The organism is Methylorubrum zatmanii, assembly GCF_014845115.1.
GTDB lineage: Bacteria > Pseudomonadota > Alphaproteobacteria > Rhizobiales > Beijerinckiaceae > Methylobacterium > Methylobacterium zatmanii.
Window position 1 is genome coordinate 1 of the sequence record NZ_NKUI01000289.1, and the last position, 4,025, is coordinate 4,025.

The following is a 4,025-nucleotide window of genomic DNA, read 5'->3' on the forward strand; positions in this document are numbered from 1 at the left end:
CCCCCACCCCGTCCGGCCCTGACCTCGGTCCCCGTGACCGCCTCCCTGCCGGAAGCGGCGCCCCGTCCGGCTCCGGCCGAACCGGACGGCCCCCGTCTCAGGCGTTTCGAGGACGTGGTCGCCCAGGCCGAGGCCGCCCGCGACATCGCCCTGAAGGTGGCGCTGGAGCGCGACGTCCACCTCGTGCGCTTCGAGGAGGGCCGCATCGAGTTCCGCCTCGCCCAGGGCGGTCGCGCGACCCTGGCCAACGATCTCGCCCGGGCGCTCGACGCCTGGACCGGGCGGCGCTGGGTCGTGGCGGTCTCCAAGGACGAGGGCGCGCCGACGCTTGCGGAGAACGTCCGGCAGGCCGAGCAGACCCGTCACCAGAACGCCGCCGCCCATCCCCTGGTGCGGGAGGTGCTCAGCCGTTTCCCCGGCGCGCAAATCGTCGATGTCCGGGATAAGGCCCCGGAGGGCGATCTCACCGACCTCGCGGCGGGCGCTGCCGCCGCCGATCCGCCGCCCGAGGAGACGGATGACGAGGACGCCTGAGCCTGCCGCGGCCCTGGCGGAGGCCGACACCCGCGCCTAAGTGGGAGCCAGTACAGTTTTTCTCGACCGGAACCGGAGCGGACCGACCATGCGCGACCTGATGGGCATCATGAAGCAGGCCCAGGCCATGCAGGAGAAGATGGCCTCGCTCCAGTCGGAACTCGAAGCGGTCGAGGTCTCGGGCGCCTCCGGCGGCGGGGCTGTCAGCGTGCGGATGACGGCGAAGGGGCAGGTGCTCGGCGTCTCGATCGATCCGAGCCTGATGGTCGCCGACGAGCGCGAGATCCTGGAGGACCTGATCGTCGCGGCCTGCAACGATGCCCGAGCCAAGGCCGAGGCGACGGCGCAGGAGAAGATGGCCGAGCTGACCAAGGGCCTGCCTCTGCCCCCCGGCATGAAGCTGCCTTTCTAGATCGTCGTCCGGGCGGACGAGCCGGCAGCCAACCTTCAAAAGGACATTCCGGGTTTCCCCAGGGCTTGCCTGCGTCGCCCTGCCACAGAGGGATGCCGGTGGGGCGCCGTAACCCGGTCAAGGGGCCGCCGTGGACGAATCGACCTGCGGCGCGAAGCAGATAGCTTCGGTGAGACGGCAATCCGTCCCGCCTCGCCGGAGTGGAGGACGCAGCAGTGCATCCTGTGGGCATCTGCGCCGCCGCAAATTTTGTTAAGGCGCCGGCCTTGCCGAAGGAGCAGGGTTCGGATCGCCGGGTCGTACGCGGCCCCCCTAGCGAGGCTCGGCGGTTCCGCCGGCCTCTCTCCGATCAGAGCCGGCGGAACCACCGCCGCGATCGGGGAGAGCCGGAACACCTGCCTGTCCGGTCCCCTCCTCCCACTTCTCACGCCCGCTGATCTCACGCCCGGTGACCGCCCCCCGCGTCAGGCGGAGAGCCGCAGCGGCGTCGATTCGAGCATCGGCTCGGTGCCGTTACGGGCGACCAGCACTTGGCGCGGTCCCGCCTCCTTGGCGCGGCGATAGAGCGAGACCAGGGCCGGATCGTCGGCCTCGGCGTCGGAGGCGATCACGATGGAGTCCATGCAGGGCCCGACCGCGGTGACGAGGTCGGCAGCGCCCCGGCCGGCGCTGGTATCGAGCCGGCACAACACCCAATCGTAGCTCTGGGACAGGGCGTTGAAGCTGATGGCCAAGCCCTGTGGCTCTTCCACCAGCACGTCGAGGGGCGCGAAGCCGCGCTTGACCGTGTGAATCCGCGAACCGCGCATGGGCTGGATCACATCGGGGAAATCGGCCGCGCCGGCGACGAGGTCGGTCAGGCCCGGCTCGGCATAGCCGCCGGCCGCACCGTTGACGTCGACCAGCAGAATCAGGCCGCGAGGGCCGAGCACCCGGGCGAGGTCGGAGGTGAGGCCGGAGCCTGCCTCGGAGCGGGCCGTCTCGACCACGAGCACGCAGCCCCCCTTGGCCGTTCGGGTGCCTGCCCTGCCCACGCCCTGTTGAAGCCGGGCGATCAACCCGTTGAGGTCGGCCGAGGCGGTCGAGGATTTCAACGCATCGTCCGAGCCGTCCCGGCGGCCCGCCGCGTCCGGGCCGAGCGGCGCCGGGCTGGCGAAAACGGGATGGTGGACCGTCGCCGTGGCCCGCAGGGAATGAGCGAAGGCCATGGCCGGGGCGAACCGCTCTTCGGCCGAGGCCGGATAGACCGGGCCGTAGAAGGGCTCATGCGCGGACCGGCGACGCGAGGCGGGTTCCGCCTCGGGATAGATGTCCTGGGACACCGCGCGCGGCGCCGCCTGGGTCAGGGGCTCTCCCTCGTCCTCGAAGCGACCGCCGCCGGGGCCGGGCGGCGTCACGAGGAGGTGGCGGCCGACGACGCCCGCGCTGGCGAGCAGAAAGGCCAGCACCGTGGCGAAGGCGACGATCGGCAGCTTCTTGGGGAAGGACGGCAGGTCCGGCACGACGGCGCGGGAGATCACGCGGGCATCCGCCGGGCTCGCATTCTCGGCGTCGCGGGCGGCGGCCTCGCGGTAGCGGGCGAGGTAGGATTCGAGCTGCTGGCGCTGCGACTTCGCCTCGCGCTCCAGGGCGCGCAGCTGCACCTCGCTGGTATTGCCCTTGGCAACGATGTCCTGCTGGCCCTCGACCGTGGCCCGCAGGCTCTCGACCCGGGCATTGGCGATCTTGGCGTCGTTCTCCAGGGTCCGCACGATCCGCTCGGCGGCGGCCTTGATCTGGCTCTCCAGATCCTGGACCTGCGCGGTCAGCTCCTTGATCCGGGGATGGGCCGGCAGCAGCGTGCGCGATTCGAGGGCGAGCTGAGCCCGCATCGCCATCCGGCTCTCGACGGTGCGCCGGATCAGCTCGTTATTGGCCACGTCCGGAATCTCGAAGGCGCGGCCTTCCTTGATCATGTCCTTGAGGAGCTTGGCGCGGGTGGTCAGGTCGGCGCTGACCGTGCGCGCCTGGGAGAGCTGGCTCGACAATTCGGCGAGCTGCTGGGACGAGAGCGGCGCGGCGGCGGCGGTGCCGCTCGCGCCGATCAGACCGTTCTTGGCGCGGAAGGCCTCGACCTGAGCCTCGGCCTCGGCGACGCGCGAGCGCAGGGTTTCGATATTGTTGCCGAGCCAGGTCGAGGCGTAGCGGGCGGTATCGACCGAGGCCGCCGCCAGCGAGTCGAGATAGAGCTCCGCCACCGTATTGGCCCCCTGGGCGGCGAGTTCAGGATCGCGGGAGCGAAACTCGACGGTGAGGATCCGGGACTTGCCCGCCGGATAGACCAGAAGGTGATCGAGATAGGTGTCGAGGATCCGATCCTCGGGCGCGCGCTCCAACGGCGCCGCGGCGAGGCCGAGCATCATCAGCGTGCGCCGGATCGGCGAGGCGGCCTCGGCCTGCGGATCGAATTCGGGATTGCCGATGAGCTTGAGGCGGCGGATCGCTTCCCGAGCAAGGTCGCGGGACATCGCCACCTGCACTTGGCTCGCCACGGCCTGCTCGTCGATCGGCTGCGCCTGCTCGGCCCGCTCGGCGGCATTGCGCGCGAAGGATGGATCGCGGCTCTCGAGCAGGACCTTGGCCTCACCGGTGTAGCGCGGGGTCACCACCTGCACGAACACGCCCGCGCCGAGGGCGGCGAGCAGGGTCGGCACCGCGATCCAGGCCCAGGAGCGCCGCAGCACGCCGCCGATCTGACCGACCGCCAGCCCCTCGCCGGATCCGCCAGGGCCGCCGGAGGAAGGAGGAGACGGATCGGTCGACAGCCTGAGGCGGGGCATGGGCAGTCTTTACGCAAGCAGGACTGGGATCGAGGCCGTCGATCCGCATGGCGCCAGTAGCCGACGTTAAGGTTGACTTCCCGTTAAAGCACCTGGATGCGCGTCCGGGGCAGCGCCAGCCCCTTCTTCGAATACGATCGCCTGCCGCGTGATACGACCTCCGCTCGATCGGAGCGGGTTGGCCTCGGCAAGCCCGCGCGGCGCCTGAGCGAAGCCCAAATCCCCCATCCCGAAGGGAGCAACCGGATTGGGTATGAGGC

General features: G+C 70.7%; 2 protein-coding genes and 1 pseudogene. 2 read left to right on the forward strand and 1 reads right to left on the reverse strand.

Annotated features, from left to right (window positions below):
- Both MZTS_RS23630 and MZTS_RS23635 read left to right on the forward strand, forming a co-directional pair.
- Positions 1 to 534 (forward strand): annotated as a pseudogene (locus MZTS_RS23630) (DNA polymerase III subunit gamma/tau); the annotation flags it as partial.
- A gap of 88 nt (positions 535 to 622) precedes the next feature.
- Complete coding sequence (locus MZTS_RS23635; protein WP_009864290.1) at positions 623 to 946, forward strand: YbaB/EbfC family nucleoid-associated protein; 324 nt, start codon at positions 623 to 625, stop codon at positions 944 to 946.
- Positions 947 to 1,410: 464 nt separating this feature from the next.
- Here MZTS_RS23635 and MZTS_RS23640 read toward each other — a convergent pair whose 3' ends face one another.
- Positions 1,411 to 3,765: a GumC family protein gene (locus MZTS_RS23640; protein ID WP_192285696.1), complete on the reverse strand. Its 2,355-nt coding sequence runs from the start codon at positions 3,763 to 3,765 to the stop codon at positions 1,411 to 1,413.
- Positions 3,766 to 4,025: the final 260 nt, after the last annotated feature.